General features: G+C 36.5%; 15 protein-coding genes. 6 read left to right on the top strand and 9 right to left on the bottom strand.

Features of this window, described 5'->3' with window-relative positions; genetic code table 11:
- Positions 1-61 precede the first annotated feature (61 nt).
- From MKY65_RS07410 to MKY65_RS07400, 3 genes are all read left to right on the top strand, one after another.
- Positions 62-952 carry a LysR family transcriptional regulator gene (locus tag MKY65_RS07410; protein WP_339185157.1) on the top strand — a complete coding sequence of 297 codons (891 nt, stop codon included), beginning with the start codon at positions 62-64 and terminating at the stop codon, positions 950-952.
- A 442-nt stretch (positions 953-1,394) separates the two neighbouring features.
- A complete protein-coding gene (locus tag MKY65_RS07405; RefSeq protein WP_339183664.1) occupies positions 1,395-2,366 on the top strand; it encodes a CAP domain-containing protein in 972 nt (323 codons plus the stop codon).
- A 365-nt stretch (positions 2,367-2,731) separates the two neighbouring features.
- Positions 2,732-4,198 carry a UDP-N-acetylmuramoyl-L-alanyl-D-glutamate--2,6-diaminopimelate ligase gene (locus tag MKY65_RS07400; protein WP_339183662.1) on the top strand — a complete coding sequence of 489 codons (1,467 nt, stop codon included), beginning with the start codon at positions 2,732-2,734 and terminating at the stop codon, positions 4,196-4,198.
- Between the two features lie 82 nt (positions 4,199-4,280).
- Here the strand turns inward: MKY65_RS07400 and MKY65_RS07395 are convergent, their stop codons facing one another.
- From MKY65_RS07395 to MKY65_RS07385, 3 genes are all read right to left on the bottom strand, one after another.
- Positions 4,281-5,177, bottom strand: a complete 897-nt coding sequence (locus tag MKY65_RS07395; protein WP_339183660.1) for an NAD(P)/FAD-dependent oxidoreductase — start codon at positions 5,175-5,177, stop codon at positions 4,281-4,283.
- A gap of 198 nt (positions 5,178-5,375) precedes the next feature.
- Positions 5,376-5,702, bottom strand: a complete 327-nt coding sequence (locus MKY65_RS07390; RefSeq protein ID WP_339183658.1) for a DUF4870 domain-containing protein — start codon at positions 5,700-5,702, stop codon at positions 5,376-5,378.
- Between the two features lie 112 nt (positions 5,703-5,814).
- Entirely contained in the window at positions 5,815-6,711 is an 897-nt protein-coding gene (locus tag MKY65_RS07385) for an NAD(P)/FAD-dependent oxidoreductase (protein ID WP_339183656.1), read from the bottom strand.
- 424 nt (positions 6,712-7,135) lie between these two features.
- On the opposite strand from MKY65_RS07385, the gene MKY65_RS07380 reads away from it, so the two are divergent.
- Positions 7,136-9,178, top strand: a complete 2,043-nt coding sequence (locus tag MKY65_RS07380; protein WP_339183655.1) for a 3'-5' exonuclease — start codon at positions 7,136-7,138, stop codon at positions 9,176-9,178.
- A 129-nt stretch (positions 9,179-9,307) separates the two neighbouring features.
- Here MKY65_RS07380 and MKY65_RS07375 read toward each other — a convergent pair whose 3' ends face one another.
- Both MKY65_RS07375 and MKY65_RS07370 read right to left on the bottom strand, forming a co-directional pair.
- The gene (locus tag MKY65_RS07375) at positions 9,308-10,066 is read right to left on the bottom strand and encodes a transposase (RefSeq protein WP_339183653.1); all 759 of its coding nucleotides are present in this window, start codon (positions 10,064-10,066) and stop codon (positions 9,308-9,310) included.
- A gap of 403 nt (positions 10,067-10,469) precedes the next feature.
- The gene (locus MKY65_RS07370) at positions 10,470-10,904 is read right to left on the bottom strand and encodes a small multi-drug export protein (protein ID WP_339183651.1); all 435 of its coding nucleotides are present in this window, start codon (positions 10,902-10,904) and stop codon (positions 10,470-10,472) included.
- A 101-nt stretch (positions 10,905-11,005) separates the two neighbouring features.
- On the opposite strand from MKY65_RS07370, the gene MKY65_RS07365 reads away from it, so the two are divergent.
- Positions 11,006-11,833, top strand: coding sequence for a MerR family transcriptional regulator (locus tag MKY65_RS07365; protein WP_339183649.1), 828 nt, complete (start codon positions 11,006-11,008; stop codon positions 11,831-11,833).
- A gap of 268 nt (positions 11,834-12,101) precedes the next feature.
- Here MKY65_RS07365 and MKY65_RS07360 read toward each other — a convergent pair whose 3' ends face one another.
- Positions 12,102-12,455, bottom strand: coding sequence for a metalloregulator ArsR/SmtB family transcription factor (locus MKY65_RS07360; protein ID WP_339183648.1), 354 nt, complete (start codon positions 12,453-12,455; stop codon positions 12,102-12,104).
- Positions 12,456-12,687: 232 nt separating this feature from the next.
- On the opposite strand from MKY65_RS07360, the gene MKY65_RS07355 reads away from it, so the two are divergent.
- Entirely contained in the window at positions 12,688-13,686 is a 999-nt protein-coding gene (locus tag MKY65_RS07355; RefSeq protein WP_339185156.1) for an NADP-dependent oxidoreductase, read from the top strand.
- A 283-nt stretch (positions 13,687-13,969) separates the two neighbouring features.
- Here MKY65_RS07355 and MKY65_RS07350 read toward each other — a convergent pair whose 3' ends face one another.
- From MKY65_RS07350 to MKY65_RS07340, 3 genes are all read right to left on the bottom strand, one after another.
- Positions 13,970-14,920 carry a D-2-hydroxyacid dehydrogenase gene (locus tag MKY65_RS07350; protein ID WP_339183646.1) on the bottom strand — a complete coding sequence of 317 codons (951 nt, stop codon included), beginning with the start codon at positions 14,918-14,920 and terminating at the stop codon, positions 13,970-13,972.
- 32 nt (positions 14,921-14,952) lie between these two features.
- Positions 14,953-15,942, bottom strand: coding sequence for a C4-dicarboxylate TRAP transporter substrate-binding protein (locus MKY65_RS07345; protein WP_339183644.1), 990 nt, complete (start codon positions 15,940-15,942; stop codon positions 14,953-14,955).
- Between the two features lie 325 nt (positions 15,943-16,267).
- Positions 16,268-17,551 (bottom strand): TRAP transporter large permease, encoded by a 1,284-nt coding sequence (locus MKY65_RS07340; protein WP_339183642.1) that lies wholly within the window; start codon positions 17,549-17,551, stop codon positions 16,268-16,270.
- Between the last annotated feature and the right edge of the window lie 7 nt (positions 17,552-17,558).

The following is a 17,558-nucleotide window of genomic DNA, read 5'->3' as shown; positions in this document are numbered from 1 at the left end:
CTAATAGCAAATACCTATATTGAATAACTTAATATACCTTTAAAGCATAGGAGTGTTTATGATGGAAATTCGCATATTACGCTATTTTATTGCTGTTGCAAATCAACAAAGTATCTCTGGAGCAGCAGAATATTTACATATATCACAACCTACCTTATCAAGACAACTAAGTGACTTAGAAACCAAATTAGGGACTCCATTATTTATTAGGGGAAACAGAAAAATCACTTTAACAACGGAAGGGATGTTTTTATTAACAAAAGCGAAAGAAATTGTCGAATTAGTTGATAAAACCGAAGCGAACTTTAATCAACCAACTGAATTCATTAGCGGGGAGATATACATTGGCGGCGGAGAAACAGAAGCCATGCATTTTATCGCAAAAGCTTTAAAAAATCTTACTCATAATCATCCAGCTATTCAATTTCACTTATACAGCGGAAATGCAGATGATATTCGGGATAAATTAGAGAGCGGCCTATTAGACTTTGGCATTGTCATCGAACCGACAGACAAGCAAAAATATGATTATATACAATTGCCGGCAAAAGATGTTTGGGGCGTATTAATGCGCAAAGATAGTCAGCTTGCACATAAACCATCCATTCAAGCAGCAGATTTGATAGATAAACCTTTAATCATCTCTCGGCAAACAACTGTCGATAACGAGCTGTCCGGCTGGTTTGGACAGAACGTAAAAGATTTGAATATTACCGGAACATATAATTTGATTTATAACGCTTCACGAATGGTTGAAGAAGACCTCGGCTATGTCTTATGTATTGATAAATTGGTTAACACTTCTGGCAACAGCAATCTTTGTTTTAAACCATTAAATCCTAAATTAACAGCAAATTTAAATATTATCTGGAAAAAACATCAGGTCTTTTCCAGTGCTGCTAGTAAATTTCTAGAGCAAATTCGATCTAATATTGAAAAATATAATGACTAAATATGAAATTGAAAATCCGGCTCTGTCTGAATCTCCATGAGAATTGAGACAGAGCCGGATTTTTCATATCCAACATACACCTCCTTCAACACGCTCTAAATTACATGAACTTCTCAGTTGCCTTAAAGTTAACTTTAGGCTGTAAAATGACAAGATACTAAAAATAGGAGGACTCCGCTATGACAAAATAACACCTGGAATGACGATATGAACAGTACTCCTTTTTGATTCAACAAAGACTCCATGGAAAGAAAAGGTTGGGATAAATATTTTAAAACGATTATTTTTTCTTCTGTTAATTATATTAGCAGCTATTTGGACAAGACCCTATTGGGAAGACCCCGTTCGTGAAGTAATTCCGGATCAAGTTACCGAAGCCTTTCATTCCGCAAGAGATTTTACAACGCAAACGATAGAGGATAGTGACTTTGATTTTGATACCGTGAGAGATCAAGCTGCCTCTTTTTATTCTTCTATCGTGGATTCCGATTCTGCACAAGAAACGGAACAGGAAGAGGCAACTCCTCTAGAATTGACAACACCGGAAGAGCAATCTTTTTCGATTGGCAACGTAGAATTAGGAGATACAAGAGCGGATGTGGAAGACATGTATGGAGATCCGGAGCGGGAAAGTGAAAATGAATATGGTGTCAATTGGTCCACTTATCATGAAAACTACCAGAATTTTATGATGGTAGCCTATGACGAGCAAGAAATGGTTCGCGGGCTATTCACTAATCAGGATTTGCTTTCTTCCGAGTTTGATTTAGGCTTAGGAGATACCAAATCGGCCGTGAACGAAACATTGGGAGACCCAGAAGAAGGCATTCGCAACGGCTGGTTTAATTATCAAATCAACAGTGAAGGTGAATATGATATTTATCAAATAGATGGAAGCTATGCAACCATTTTTTACGACATCCATGAAAATGATGAGGTTACAGCTATCCAGCTAATTGATGAGAACTTGGAAAATGAGAAAGAAGCTGTCTATACTTCCGGCAGTGAAACGTTACGGGACGGGTTCGAATATCAATTATTCGACTTAACCAATACGGATCGGGTCAATCACGATCTTCCAGTCCTGGAATGGAACGAGGAAGTAAGAGAAACAGCCAGAAAACACAGCACCGATATGGCGGAAAATCAATATTTCGACCATACCAATTTACAGGGTCAGTCTCCATTCGATCGAATGGAAGCGGATGATATTTCCTTTACTACAGCCGGAGAGAATCTGGCCTATGGACAATTCAGCAGTGTTTTTGCTCATCAGGGATTAATGAATTCCGAAGGGCACCGTGAGAATATATTGCAGGATAACTTTGCTGAATTAGGAGTTGGTGTCGATTTTAATGATGACAATCAGCCATTTTTCACAGAGAATTTTTTAAATGATCAGTGGTTATACTAACGCCCAAACAGCTATTTAAAAGGGTGACATCCATTGGTTCTGGAAGAGAAGAAATATATTTACTTTGAATTTCCCTTTGCTCTTCTCTTCCTACATATAATGATAATAAATTATTAACGCATTTGCGTTATAAGCTTTCCTTACTAGAAGAACCGCCATATTTTAAAGCATATACTTTGAAATTTTTACAGCCTCTCTTCTATCGGGATTTCCCATGACGAATTTATTTCTTCTCGATGGCAAATTACCTGCCCATCATTTTAAATTTTTAACCCATCTTTATAATAATTTATCTTCAAATGGCAAAACCTAAGGTAATATTACATTCTCCCGTATCATTCGCTATGTTTAAGAGGTGACAACACATGAATTTACAACAACTATTGAAAAATATTAGTAAACCGATGAGTATACCGAATATGATAATCAATAAAATAACAACGAATTCCAAATCTGTAGATGAAAATGACTTATTCATCGCTATAAAGGGATACAGTTTTAATGGTCATGATTTTATTAATCAGGCAATCAAGGCCGGTGCGGTTTGTATTATAGGAGAAGAAGACCTCCAAGAGTTATCCGTACCATATATTCGAGTTTCTGACAGCCGTCTGGCTTTAGCTGAAATAGCTTCTGAATTTTACGGAAACCCCGCAAAAGATAAAAAAATAATTGGTATCACCGGTACAAACGGGAAAACCACGACAGCTTATATGATAAAACATATTTTAGAGGATTTTGGTCATACATGTGCCATGTTTGGATCCGTAAACACGATAATCAATGGGGAAACGTATCCTTCGCTGAATACAACACCCGATGCGCTGAGCCTGCAAAAGCATCTGGCAATAAGTAAGGACGAATTTGTTATTATGGAGGTTTCTTCGCATGGAATAGCGCAGGGCAGGATACATGGAATTGAATTTGATTTTGGTCTGTTTACCAATTTAGACCACGACCATCTCGATTATCATCACACGATGGAAGATTATTTCTTAACCAAAGTCAAAATGTTTGAAGCATTAATAGACCAGGGATATGCGATTATCAACAACTATAATGAATGGGGAGCAAAGCTTAGCAGCATGCTTCCATCCCGTAATTTCTCCTTAATTACTTTAGGGAATAAAGAAAGCGATGCGCTGAAGATAAATAAATTAACCCCTGGTTTTTCTGAAATCTCCTATAAAGGATGGAACCTTCCCCTTCAATTAACTATCCTGGGACAGCATAATACGTATAATGCGGCGATGGCGTTTTTGACAGCTTCACAAATAGGCGTACCTGTTCCACAAATTATAAACGCATTACGTACATTCTCTGGTGTTCCTGGAAGGTTTGAAATATTCAGACGTACAAATGGAACGACAATCGTTGTAGATTATGCCCATACTGCAGAAGCTTTTTCTAATTGTCTTACCACTGCTAAAATCGAGGGCGCCGAAAAAATCTTTCATGTTTTTGGTTTTAGGGGAGACAGAGATTCCAGTAAAAGAAATAAAATGATAACTGTTTCTAAAAAACTGGCGGATGAAATCATTCTTACATTTGATGATTTAAATGGGGTCCCCTCTGCTGCTATGCTTCAAGAGCTCAACGAACTAAACGAAGGACAGGTTATTTCAGATCGCACCTTAGCTATACAGTATGCTATTGAAACAGCAGCGGAAAATGACTGGGTAATCATTACCGGGAAAGGAAATGAACGTTACCGCTTGGATTTTAGTTTGCCAGTGAGCTCCGATAGAGAGGCTGTTGAGTATGTTTTGCAAAAAGAAGGGAAAAGGGTGTTAGAAAAGGAACATTTAAAACTGCGTAATTTATTAAAATAGCTGAGAATAAAGTGAAACCTCATTCCGCGAGGGTTAAAAAGAAAATCCCTGCAGAATAAGGTTTCACTTATCAATTTATGATTTAAAATGTATCCTCCACAAAATCACTAATCACCCCTATCGCCGCTTTACTCCCTTCACTTGCAGCGATAATCAGCTGCGGCGGACCAGATGCAGTATCTCCGCCGGCATAAATCCCTTTGATACTTGTCCGGCCTTGCGAATCTGCTTTAATTCCGCCCATATCGGTCAGCTCTAAACCAAGACGTTCAGCAAAAGGGGCAGCCTGCTCCATTTTATAAGATATAAAACCTGCTTCTTTATACAATTCGTTTCCATTCTTAAATAAAATTGTTTTTAATTGCCCATTTTCTCCTTGCAATCGTAAAATCTCGTCATCAATAACCTCCATTTGCTTTTGCTTCAAAATATCTCTTTCTTCCACAGAAAAGCTTTCCTTGCCATTTGTGCAAACGGCTATATCCGTATTCCAATTAGATATCATCTTTATACCATGAAAAGAAAATTCTCCATCAGCAATATAAACCAGCGGAATGTCTTTTAGCTCCCACCCATCACAGAAAGGGCAGGCAAACAGACTCTTTCCATAAAAATCATGGATTCCTTGGATATCAGGCAATACATCCTTCAGTCCTGTCGCCAGAATAATGGTTTTTGCTTCGTAATCCTTCCCTGCTTCTGTGTGAATGCGAAAAGGAGAAGCAGCCGAATCTATATCGGTCACCCGGTCTTTTTGAATCACTATATTCGGATACTTTTTTAAATCTGCATGGGCCGCTTTCCGAAACTCAGCTGGTTTCACGCCATCCCTGGTAATAAAATTATGAGATTCCTGTGTGACAGCATTGCGCGGGGCATCATTATCCAATAAAATTACTTCTTTTTTTCCTCTGCCTAAAACAAGAGATGCATTTAACCCGGCAGGGCCTCCCCCGATAACAGCACAATCATATACCAATATAATCTCCTCCTTCGTTACGCAGGTTCTGTTTTGCGTAATTTTTATTAACTATATCGTAATGATTACGATTTATCAAGTGAGGAGATTCTTTTTTACTTCAATCTGTACTATATGTAAAATAAAAGAACCTATAGAAAAATTTCCCGTCTTCTAATAGATTCTTCTTATTATTATATTTCATTTTTGAATTCGATATTAAGAGCTCAGCACCTTAATCCCTTTAACGATATTCCAGATGAAATAATAAATATCAATGATAAAACACACAGCTATCGCAATTATCATTGCAATAAATAATCCGCCGCTTACTTCATCTGTCCAAACTTGTCCGATGCCAATTGAAAAGATAATGATTCCTGCAATAATGGTTGCGATAATTGGAATAAGATGTGTCCACAAGGCTTTCTTCGCGTGTCCTTTTGTTTCCTCATCTCCAAGAATCCATACCAAAATCGGAAATAAAAATGGCGCAAAAAATATACTAAAATAGCATAATGATGATAATAGTTTATTCCCTTCCATCTAATAAACTCCTTTAATATTCTCTAATAATAAGGAAGTTATTTTATCATTTCCTTCCTCAAAAATACACCCTCTTTTAATGATAAAAGGGTGTATGTAAACAATACATTATTTAAAAGTTTTCTGCCACGTAATCACTGAGTACACTTATCGCCGCTTTGCTTCCTTCAGCCGCAGCTACAATCTGCTGAGGCAGACCGCCGGCATTATCTCCTGCAGCATATACACCTTTCCTGCTTGTGCGTCCATAGGGATCTATTCTAATTCCTCCCGCGCCATTGGATTCTAAACCCAGACGCCCGGCAAATGGCGCAGCCTGCTGTAATTTATACGAAATAAACCCGGCTTCGCGACGGAGTTCCTTCCCATTCTTAAATTGAATGCTTTTTAATTGCCCGCCTTCTCCTTGCAGCCGCAAAATTTCGTCTTCTATAACCGGAATATTCTTTTGTGCTAGGATAGCTTTTTCCTCTAGGGATATGCTATCCTTCCCATTTGTGCAAACAACAATATCCTTGCTCCAATTCGAAACCATTTTCACACTGTTAAAAGCATGTGGATATGCAGCAATATAAACCAATGGAAGATCTTTCAGCTCCCATCCATCACAGTATGGGCATCCGAAAAGACTTGTTCCGTAAAATTGTTGGATACCTTCTACCTCAGGAAGTATATCTTTTAATCCCGTTGCCAAAATAATTCTTTGCGCATCAAAGACCTGCCCTCTCCCTGTTTGAATCTGAAAATAAGAGGCAGCCGGAACAATATCAACCACTTGATTTCTTTCAACGGAAATCGTTGGATATTTATTTAAATCCTCATAAGCCGCTTTTTTAAATGCTGCTGGATGAATCCCGTCTCTGGTAATAAAATTATGAGATTCCTGTGTTACGGCATTACGAGGTGTATCGTCATCAAATAAAATAACTTCTTTTCTACCCCTGCCTAAAACAAGTGATGCATTTAATCCGGCAGGTCCTCCTCCAATAACTGCGCAATCATACAACATGATGATTTCCTCCTTTTTACTGCAGGATGAAATTTCGTAATAATGCATTTACTATAAAGGAATCCATGTGCTTTATCAAGATGGAAGTCGATATAATTCACATCATAGGAAAATGAAACCACTTCGAATAATTCACTGTTATCCACAAAGCTTCTCTGCTTGAATTAGATTTGAAAACTGGGTTGCCACCAAGCCTTCAGGTGATAAGCTTAGTTACACCTATGCAGTAAGAAAGCTTAAACTTTCTTACTGCCAAAAAAACACTTGAAAAAGGCTTCGCTTCTTCAAGTGTTTTCCATTATATGTAATTTTATTTTTTGGCATGACTGTATTTAATAGTATACATCAACGAAATATATAAGTCTATTTTTTTCTTAATTTCATTGCTAAAATGAACAAGACATTCAGTTAAGGGGGATTCGCAATGGCATTTGAGGAAGAAAAAAAGGTATTACATGGAACCTTAGCAATTATCAATAAGCAATATGAACGTTTAGCCGAAATACCGGAATATATCGGCGATGATTTTACAGAAAACGTATTGGAAGACAGCCGACAGCGTGTAAGAGAATCTCTGACGATTGCTAAAAAGGAACCTTATTTTGCCCGTCTTGATTTTAAAGAAGAAGAAAATGAGGAAGTGAAAGCCACCTATATCGGGAAAGCCGGGGTTTTTGATGAGCATACCGGAGATGTTCTGATTACGGATTGGCGTGCCCCGATAGCCAGCCTGTTCTATGGCTTTAGCGGGAGTGAGGATGACGTCTACTATCTTTCACCAGACGGCATCGTAGAGGGTGAAATTTATTTAAAAAGAAATATCGTCACTTATAATCAGGAGCTGCAAAGAGTGGTAGACCGCTATATTCGTGGAGAGCAGGAAGCTTCAGGAGGAGATGAATTCTTATTATATAAGCTGGAAGACCAAAAGGATAATAAACTTCGTGATATTGTTGCAACCATCCAGGGAGAGCAGAATGAAATCATCCGTTATCCTTTAAACAAGGCTGTTATAATCCAAGGTGTTGCCGGAAGCGGAAAAACCACTGTGGCACTGCATCGATTAGCTTATTTATTATATGAATACCGGGAGCAATTAACGGCGCACCGGATGATTATTTTTGCACCGAATACCATCTTTCTTGATTATATTTCACAAGTATTGCCGGAATTAGGGGTCGGAGATATTGTCCAGACCACCTTTCCAAAATGGGTCATGACCTCCATTATCGATGATCCGAAATGTAAGCTGGAATCTCTTAGCGAAAGAAGGAAAGCATTTTTTGAATCCGGCACAGTGGAACAAACTAATTGGAAAGGTTCTTTAGAATTCCAGCAGCAAATTAGGGAGCAGTTATCACAATTAGAAAAGGATTGGATTCCGGAAGAAGATTTTATTCCCTGGGAAAATAAGCGAGGCGTCCCCTTAGAACAAATTAACAATTGGATTGAAGCAGATTTTAAAGACAATCCGGTCACAAAAAAATATGATAGGCTTAAAGCAAAATTGACACGCTGGATAGAAATAGAAGCTAAGATGTATGAAGAGAAAAAAGAACAGGAGCAAGCACGTAAAGATGGCAAAAAGGAATTAAGAAGATATTTACGGAAATGGAAAAAAAGAAAACCTTATGAACTGTACGCACAAATCTTAAAAAAGATGGAAAGAACGGACCTTTTGCCGCCTAAGGATAAAATAACTTTAGATGACCTGGCTCCCCTGCTCGATATTCATGATTATTGGTATGGAATTGAAAGAGACGAGCGATTTGATCATGTGGTGATTGATGAAGCACAGGATTTTTCACCCTATCAGGTTTCTGTATTGCATGCACGGACAAAAACAGCGTCATTTACGATATTAGGAGATTTAGCACAAGGTATTCACAGCAACGAAGGAATTGACGAGTGGGAAAACTTTATTGACCTTTTCGGCACATCCCGCTCAAAATTCTTCCAAATGACAAAAAGCTACCGCTCCACTTATGAGATTATTGCGTTTTCCAACATCATTCTCCGTCATCTTGCCAATCGTCCGGCCTATGCAGAACCGGTATTTCGAAGCGGTGAGGAGGTACAGATCCAACAAGTAGATACAAAGGAAAAATTAGAGAAAATTACAAGCTGGATACATGATATGAAAAATAAAGAGATGAAGACCATTGCAGTTATTTTAAGATCGGAAGCTGATTGTAATGCAATTTATCCGAAGCTAAAAGAAAAGATTCCAGAGTTAACCATGATTACTACCGAGGATAAGTCGTATGAAGGAGGAATTTCCTTATTGCCTGTGTATGTATCCAAAGGGCTGGAATTTGATACTGTCTTAATGATTGATGTGGATGAAAAGCATTATCCGGCGACCGAGCAAGCTGCTAAGTTATTATATGTTGGCTGTACCAGAGCGCTGCATCATTTATCCGTTATTCACAGCGGAAATGCATCGAAGCTGATTTCTAATGAATAAATATTAAATTAGACAGAGATGAAACGGGATTCATTTGGCTGGTGGCAGTTGCTTTTTATTTCAGTATAAAAAGTGAGCAGTTTGAAATATAACCTGCTCACTTTTTTTATACTATAGCATGCGGATTACCTATTCTTCTTTTCCTTGCTTGCCTGCAAGCTTTTTAATCTCTACTTCGCTGTACTCTGTAATTTCTGCTACTTCGCTGATAGACATGCCCTTTTTTATCAATTTTAAAACGATTTCTTGCTTTCCTTTTTCTATCCCTTTTTCTATCCCTTCTTCTATCCCTTCCTCTTTTCCTCTCTCAAAATAAGAATTCGGCAGCTGCAAAACCATGTCTTTTTCCTCCTCCGGCAAGTTCTCCATTTGCTCCATCATTTGCGCTTCCTCCCCTTTGTTTAACTTTAAATAGGTCTCGAAATATCCGTAAAGGAACTCCATTTGCGCCGGGTTGATTTTCATCCGGGTAATCATACGCAGAAACTCCAGCTTGACCTGAACCCGCTCATGCACTTCATAGCCCATCTGACTGAGCAATGCTGCGGCGGCCGGGTTGTCTGATTGAATATATGCTCTCCAGTTTTTCTTGATTAAGTGTAATTGTAAAAAGTTAAATTGAAGGACGTCTTGGGTGGGTGTATCGATTCTGAATTGTGTCGGTTCTTCTTTCTCCCTATTATAACTCAAAACAGCGATGGGTTGAATGGGTTTGCGGTGTTTGGCGTAAAGGTAAGAAAAATAGAGAAACATTCCTTCAGGGAAATCAGCTTCATGAGTTGATTGGGCTTCGGTATGAATATGGAGTATTTTGTCTTGGTGGTTTAGCTTTACTGCTGCGAGGACGTCTATTTCCTTTTTACGGCCATTGATATAGTCCAGATACACTTCTTGCTCAAGGAAGGACACGTTGGAGAAGTCAATGTAGGGATAGAGATTGGGGAAAAATGCTTCGATAAACTCTTCAAAAAACTCTTGTATCAGCTTTTTTTTGTCAGCCGATCATGCTTCATGTAGTCTGCTTTTTCTTCGTAAATAACCGGGAATGTAAACAATAGAACACTTCCTTTCTTTGAATTGTCTTTATTTTACCAATCATTCAAAAATAAAGATAGTCTTATTTTCAATGGAGCGAGGAATCGCAATGGTTTTCGATGGGACGAGTAATCGCAGTCTCAGTCTCATCCAGTCACACTGCGATAAAATTTCCTAACTTGAAATAAGCAGCATTACCAAACTAAATCCACCTACTCCAGCTGCATAGGTGGATTTATATTTCTGCTGCATTTTATCAGCCTACAAAAGCGACACCATAATATGTTAGAACTGCAATAACAATCCCATATACCAAAATACTTGCACCAGCGGATATGAATAACTTCACCTTATTCATCCCAATTCCATTAGCAATCACTGCAACAGCCCAAGAACCAATAATCGGTGTAAGCAAGACAACGACTAACGGTCCCTGCTTTTCGATACGATGCTTATACCTGCTGTTTGCTAATTTATCCAGCCATTTCTTAATACGTTCCGATTTTGCAAGAAGCTGATAGAAAAAAGCAATGAACGGGATCGGAAGAAAATTCCCAAAACTGGACCAGATAATGGAAGAAACCGCATCTAATCCCATCACCATCGTAGCTGGAATCGCAATATATATTTCAAACATTGGAAAGAACCCAATAAACCATGCAGTAGCTGCTAAGCTCAAATAATTTAACATAAATAGATTCTCCTTTTTTCTTACACTACATTTTCCTGATTCCTATAGTATAATATAAAGTATATGGTTACCGTATACTCAAGCGTAAAGTTGGTGATAAAATGGACTCTGCCAAAAAATTGATGACAACTGGAGAATTTGCAAATTTATGTGATGTGAAAAAGCAAACGCTATTCCATTATGATGAAATTGGTCTGTTAGAACCCGAATACAAAAATGAAAATGGATATCGTTATTACACAATTCAACAAGCTGAGGCCTATAGCATGATTGATATGTTAAAAGAAATTGGAATGTCTTTAGCTGAAATCAAAGATTTTTTACAATCTAAAAATACAAAGAAAATCACTGATTTATTAACGGAAAAAGAAAAACTGGTGGATATAAAAATCCGGAAAATGCAGCGTATCCAGCACCTCATTAAAAATCAGAAAAAACAAATGGAAGAAGCATCACAATTAGACCTTGATCAATTTACTATCGAGGATATGGAAGCAGAGCAGATTGTATTAAGCGAAAATATTTTAAATCAATCACATAAAGACATCACAAAAATGGTCATATCGTTTATGAAATATGTAAAACAAGGCGAAATCAATGTGGAAAATTGGGGTGCTCTTATTCGCCACGAACAAATAGAAACAGGAGATTATTTAAATTATTCCTATTTCTATTTGCGTGAGAACCAGCTTCATTTAACAGAAACATTTGAGAAAAAAGCCGGAAAATATGTCATTGGCTATCATAAAGGAAGCTATATGCATACGTATCAAACATATGAACAAATAAAAGATTATTTGAATGAGGCAGGATATCATATTTGTGGTGACAGCTTTGAAGAGTATCTATACCTAATGGATGGGAGCAGTTTGAATGTAAGAGCAAATTACGTAATAAAAATAATGATTGAAGTAGAGAAAAATAAATAAGCGTCCTGCAGTATTGCTTGCTCTGTATCCGTTTAATCAGAGTTATATTGTGATAAACCAATAAAATTACCGTCTTCATACTAATAGAAAACATGGACTTATCTGTACGCTTTAAACTGCGAGGGTCAATTAAAACAGACCCTCCTTTAAATTCACATAGCTCATCTTATATCCAGCTTTTACAACTGCTCAACATATTGCCATAAACTTATTGTCTTAATACCTTCTCCATATTCATGCAGACTGGTCAGCACAACTTAAATTCTTTTCACACTTCCTCGTTTCCTTCAGCCATGACCGACATAACATTATCCAGCAAATCCCTCAGCTTTTTCATTTCCGGTACTGCATTGCAAAGATAGTAATAATTCTTTGTTCCTTCCCGGCGGATATCAACGATTCCAATTTGTTTCAAAATCTTTAAATGATGTGATACAGCTGGTCTTGAGAGCTTCGTAGCTTCCGTTAAATCAATCACACGCAAACCTTGACACCCATTACAAGCATGGTCATTCAATAAAGCAACAATGATGATTTGTCTTTTTTCATCCCCTAAAGCGATAAGAAAATCCTTAACTACATCAAATTCATTTTTTAAATTCTCTATTTCATTTGTTTTCATATAAATCCTCGTTTCATTTGAATAATCAATTGTTCAAATTATTAAACCATTAATTTTCAAACACGTCAATAGCATGAACCCGTTGCGCATAATTAGAAAATGATTTTTGAAGTTACTTTTCATTTGATTAGTTGACATTTTTTGAAAATCAAGCTATCATTTATTATTAGTTCAACTGTTTAAATGTTTAAACCATTATTCTAATAAGGAGATTTATCAAATGAAAAAACAAATGAAAGCAATGCTTATTCATAAATATGGACAAAAAAATATGCAATTGGAGAATGTTCCTATTCCTGAAATATCTGATGACGATGTATTAGTAGAAATTCACGCTGCGAGTATTAATCCAGTTGATTTCAAAATTAGAGACGGAAAATTAAAGCCGCTCATCAACTATAAAATGCCATTGATTCTTGGAAATGATTTTTCCGGAACGGTCATCAAAACTGGAAAAAATGTAACGAAATTTAAAACTGGAGATTCTGTTTATGGACGTCCAAGAAAATCAAGGATCGGTACTTTTGCTGAATATATTGCTATTCATGAAGATGATATTGCATTCAAACCAGAAAACGTAACATTTGAAGAAGCGGCAGCTGTACCATTGGTTGGGTTAACTACCTATCAGGCATTTCATGACATATTAAACCTTCAGCCGAAAGACAAAATTTTAATTCAGGCAGGCTCTGGCGGAATTGGAACCTTTGCGATTCAATTAGCTAAAGAGATGGGAGCTTATGTCGCTACAACCGCAAGCAACGCCGGGAAAGATTTAGTAGAAAACCTGGGGGCAGATAAGGTCATAAACTATCGAGAGGAAAATTTTGAAGAAGTATTAGCTGATTATGATTATGTGTATGATACCTTAGGTGGTGATGCTTTAGTTAATTCGTTTAAAATCCTAAAGGCCGGCGGGAAAATTGTATCAATCTCTGACCGCCCAAATGGCCGCTTCGGAAAAGAGAATAATTATCCTTTTTGGAAAACAATCGCTTTTAGATTGGTTTCAAGGAAATTAACAAAATTGGAAAAGCAATATCAAGTGCAATATAACTTTTTATTCATGAAGCCCAGCGGCGAGCAATTAAATAAAATCAAAGAACTTATCGAGGCTGAAAAAATCAAACCATTCATTGATCGGGTCATTCCTTTTGAAGATGCACAAAAAGCAATGGAATATTCAGAATCAGGCAGGGCGAAAGGTAAGATTGTTATTAAAATAAAGTAGCCTGTTCTTTTTTAAAAGATTCATCAAAAAACCCATTATTATATTAATAAAGGATAATCACGAATTTAGATTATTATAAAGAAGCTATTCTTTTATTAGTTTTCAGCTATATCCTTAATGCTAAATTAAACTGATTTATTTTAAAATATACCACAGCACTGAATACTGTGGTATATTTTGAAAATCTATGCTTTTATTAGCAGCTTTAGAATGACAAAATTATATTTCTTGTATAGCCTTTAACTCATTAGAAATGAATTTAACTTTATTAAACAATAGCATATTAATAACCTTGCTCTACATTAACAATATTCACCAAATCTTCTTCATTATTTTTATATTTATTGAAGTTCTCAGCAAAAATATCCAGTGCTCTATCAAAATAATGTGGAGAAACACCTGATAAGTGTGTAGTCACAGTAATATCTTCTTCTTCCCAAAATGGATGATCTTCCGGAAGAGGTTCCTCCTCAAACACATCTAATACTGCATGGGATATTTCTCTCTCATGTATAGCTTTTAAAACATCCTCTCCATTAACTACGTCACCTCTTCCAATATTTACAAATACTGCATGCTCAGACATCGATTCGAAATGCTTATATTGAAAGAATTCCTTTGTTTCCGGAGTGCTTGGAAGTATGGAAATTACAAAATCCGCCTCATTTAAATATCCATCCATTTCTTTAAAGTTAATATTTTTATCAAAATAATCAACCTGTCTCCCGCTTCTTGAAACTCCAATGGTTTTCATTTGAAAAGCTTTTGCTATTTTTGCAATTTCTTTTCCTAAAATGCCAGTCCCTGCGATCAGCATCGTTTTGCCCGTTATTTCTTCCATTTGAATATCTCTTGTCCAAACCTTCTTTTTCTCATTCTCTATTAATACTTTTCCTTTTCTATAAACTAACATTAATACAAAAAATACATATTCAGACATTGGTGCTTTATGAATACCTTTAGCGGTTGTTACTAAAATATCTTTTTTCTTTAATGCTTGAAACGGAAGCTGGTCCACCCCGGCAGCAATAACCATGACCCACTTTAACTTAGAAGCTTTTTGAATCAAAGCTTCAGTTAAATCAGTTCCATAAGTTATTAATATCTCAGTATCTGAAAGGTGCTCCTCTGCTCCCTCCATACTATTACAAAAAATAAAATTATCCTCTGGAAATGTATCTTTCAGTTTCAATTGATTGTCTTGTGGTAATTCAGCAGATGTTAATATCTTCAAGCCGATTCCTCCTGTCTTATTTTTAAATCTATTTACTTTCCTAATACTTCATTCACTTCATCTCTTATTTCTTCTAATCCCATTGTTTCATAAACTGTATCAGCCAATTCTTTGAATTCTTCACGATCTACTTCATGAAATTCAACACCGGCTTCTTTCATTAATTCTTCATACTCATTAGATGACTCCATACTCATTTCGGTAGCTGTTTCCCCAGCTGCTCTTGCTTCTTCTAAAACAATTTCCTGATATTCTTCTGGTAAGCTGTCAAACCAATCTTCACTGACGATTAATGCTGAGACCAATTGATAATGATTCGTTTTAGCAATATGATTGATCACTTCATACATGCTTGACTCATATATAGCGGTATTGTGGGCCTCTACACCATCAATTACTCCTTGCTCTAAACCAGGATAGGCTTCTGTCCATGGCATGCCAGTCGGAGAACCTCCCATAGATGATATGGCAGCGTTTACAATTTCTGCTCCGCTTGTTCTTATTACAGAGCCTTTAAAATCATCAACAGATGTAACCGGATGCGTCGTAGCTAAATTTCTTTCACCCAGCTGAAAATTAAATGAAAGAATGCGGATTCCCTGATCCGTAAATTCTTCTACCCACTCTTGATATAAACCAGAGTCCATAAACTGTTCGATTTCATCCTTATTTTCAAACATAAATGGAGATTGTATGATAGAAAACTCTTTTTTTAAATCACTTAATTGTGCAGCATCTGTGACTGTACCTACATCTGCTCCAACAGAAGCTTGTTCAATTAAATCCGGAATACTTGCTAATTGGTCACTATGGTATGTTTCGACCTCGATTGCTCCTTCTGTCCGTTCTTCTACAGCCTCTTTAAATTGAAATATTGCCTGGTATTCTGCGTTTTGTTCATTTTGTGTAACCCCTAAGCGTAAAGTGTACTCTGCGTTACTTCCTTCTGTCGTTTCAGAACCACAGGCAGCTAAAACCATCAGACTGGAAGCAATTAACAAAAAGCAATACAATCTCTTCATTACAACACCCCTATTTTAAATTAGTTATGAGTTTATAATATTTGTATCCCTTGTAAATCTCAGCAAAATTGAACAGAAACAATTCGTACCACACTTCGTAACTGTATTTCTTTTTCACAGAGGAGCCTGCGTATATTTCCTACACTCAGATAATTAATTGTTCAGTTTTGAGTTTTTCATTCTTTTATTCCTCCCTCTTAATTCTTTTTTCAATGGTTCTTTATGCAACGGCTATAAGTTATTCATTGCATGAAGTTAAATATATTTGATTTTACACACACCGTATATAACCTGATTCTATTAAAGCCCTTATTTTACAGATTACTTAAGGTCCTAATAGTAAATCTGGTAAAAATAATACAATACTTGGGAACATTGCTATAATTACAATTACGGCAAGTACTGTTATTATGAAAGGCAAAGCTCCTTTGGTGTACTCTACGACACCAGTCTTCGTAATAGATAAAACGGCAAACATTGTAACTCCTAAAGGAGGTGTCATACCTCCAAATGTAATCAGAACAACCATTACCACCCCAAAATGGACTGGATCAATTCCTGCCATTTCTGCAATCGGAAGGAATATAGGTGTTAACATTAAATTGTTTGCAGTAGCTTCCATAAAGAGTCCGGCAATAAATATAAATAGTAATATTAACAGAAACAGCAATTGTGGATTTTCAGTAATTCCTGTAACAAATTGAGACATTGTTCTCGGGAAATTTTCAAATGCAATAACATAACTGAAAATAGATGCTGATGCAATAATTAACATAATCATACTATTATCTATAACTGCATCCTTTAAGCATACTTTTAATTTTTTCCAAGTTAATTCTCTATGAAAGATAACCCCTACCATAATTGCATAAACAACTGCTACAGCTCCGCCTTCTGAAGCAGAAAATATCCCAAATCGAATTCCAACGATTAACAATACAGGAAACAAAATCGCCCATATACAATTCTTGAAACTAATTATAACTTCCTTAATCGTTGGAGGATTAAATTCATTATCCTGATCATAATTATTTTTCTTAGCAACAAGATACACACTTATCATTAACGCAATTATTAGAAGTATGCCAGGTATAATACCGCCAATAAAAAGCTTGTTAATCGAAACTCCTCCAATAAAACCAAATAAAATCAATCCAATACTTGGAGGGAACGTAGCTGTAATAATGGAACTGACAGAAATCAATCCTGTTGAAAAACCTTTTGAATAGCCTCTCCGCAGCATATCATTCGTCATGATTCTACTTTGCATTGCTGCATCCGCTGTAGCAGATCCCGATATTCCACCCATCATGGCACTAAGTAAAACAGAAGCTTGCGCTAATCCGCCAATCATATGACCAGTTAGAACATTAGCAAATTTTATCAATCTGCTGGTTATTCCTGAAGCATTCAATATATGACCGGCTAAAACAAAAAATGGAACTGCTAATAACGGAAATGATTGTGTACCGGTAGCAAACTGTTGAACAGCCAGTGAATTAGGAATATCTGCTAAAAAGAAGTAGGCAACACTTGAAATTCCTATTGCGAATGCAACGGGCATATTTAAAAAAAGTAAAACAAAAAATATAATCAACATCAAAGTCATAAGTTTA

The organism is Oceanobacillus sp. FSL W7-1293 (assembly GCF_037969815.1).
GTDB classification, from domain to species: domain Bacteria; phylum Bacillota; class Bacilli; order Bacillales; family Amphibacillaceae; genus Oceanobacillus; species Oceanobacillus oncorhynchi.
Note: the sequence above shows the minus strand (reverse complement) of the source record. Positions and strands in the feature narration are given on the sequence as shown.

Excerpts from the sequence above, each read along its gene's own strand:
- MKY65_RS07410 (WP_339185157.1), top strand. The coding sequence starts at position 62 with ATGGAAATTCGCATATTACGCTATTTTATTGCTGTTGCAAATCAACAA.
- MKY65_RS07400 (WP_339183662.1), top strand. The coding sequence starts at position 2,732 with ATGAATTTACAACAACTATTGAAAAATATTAGTAAACCGATGAGTATA.
- MKY65_RS07390 (WP_339183658.1), bottom strand. The coding sequence starts at position 5,702 with ATGGAAGGGAATAAACTATTATCATCATTATGCTATTTTAGTATATTT.
- MKY65_RS07385 (WP_339183656.1), bottom strand. The coding sequence starts at position 6,711 with ATGTTGTATGATTGCGCAGTTATTGGAGGAGGACCTGCCGGATTAAAT.
- MKY65_RS07380 (WP_339183655.1), top strand. The coding sequence starts at position 7,136 with ATGGCATTTGAGGAAGAAAAAAAGGTATTACATGGAACCTTAGCAATT.
- MKY65_RS07370 (WP_339183651.1), bottom strand. The coding sequence starts at position 10,904 with ATGTTAAATTATTTGAGCTTAGCAGCTACTGCATGGTTTATTGGGTTC.
- MKY65_RS07365 (WP_339183649.1), top strand. The coding sequence starts at position 11,006 with ATGGACTCTGCCAAAAAATTGATGACAACTGGAGAATTTGCAAATTTA.
- MKY65_RS07360 (WP_339183648.1), bottom strand. The coding sequence starts at position 12,455 with ATGAAAACAAATGAAATAGAGAATTTAAAAAATGAATTTGATGTAGTT.
- MKY65_RS07355 (WP_339185156.1), top strand. The coding sequence starts at position 12,688 with ATGAAAGCAATGCTTATTCATAAATATGGACAAAAAAATATGCAATTG.
- MKY65_RS07345 (WP_339183644.1), bottom strand. The coding sequence starts at position 15,942 with ATGAAGAGATTGTATTGCTTTTTGTTAATTGCTTCCAGTCTGATGGTT.
- MKY65_RS07340 (WP_339183642.1), bottom strand. The coding sequence starts at position 17,551 with ATGACTTTGATGTTGATTATATTTTTTGTTTTACTTTTTTTAAATATG.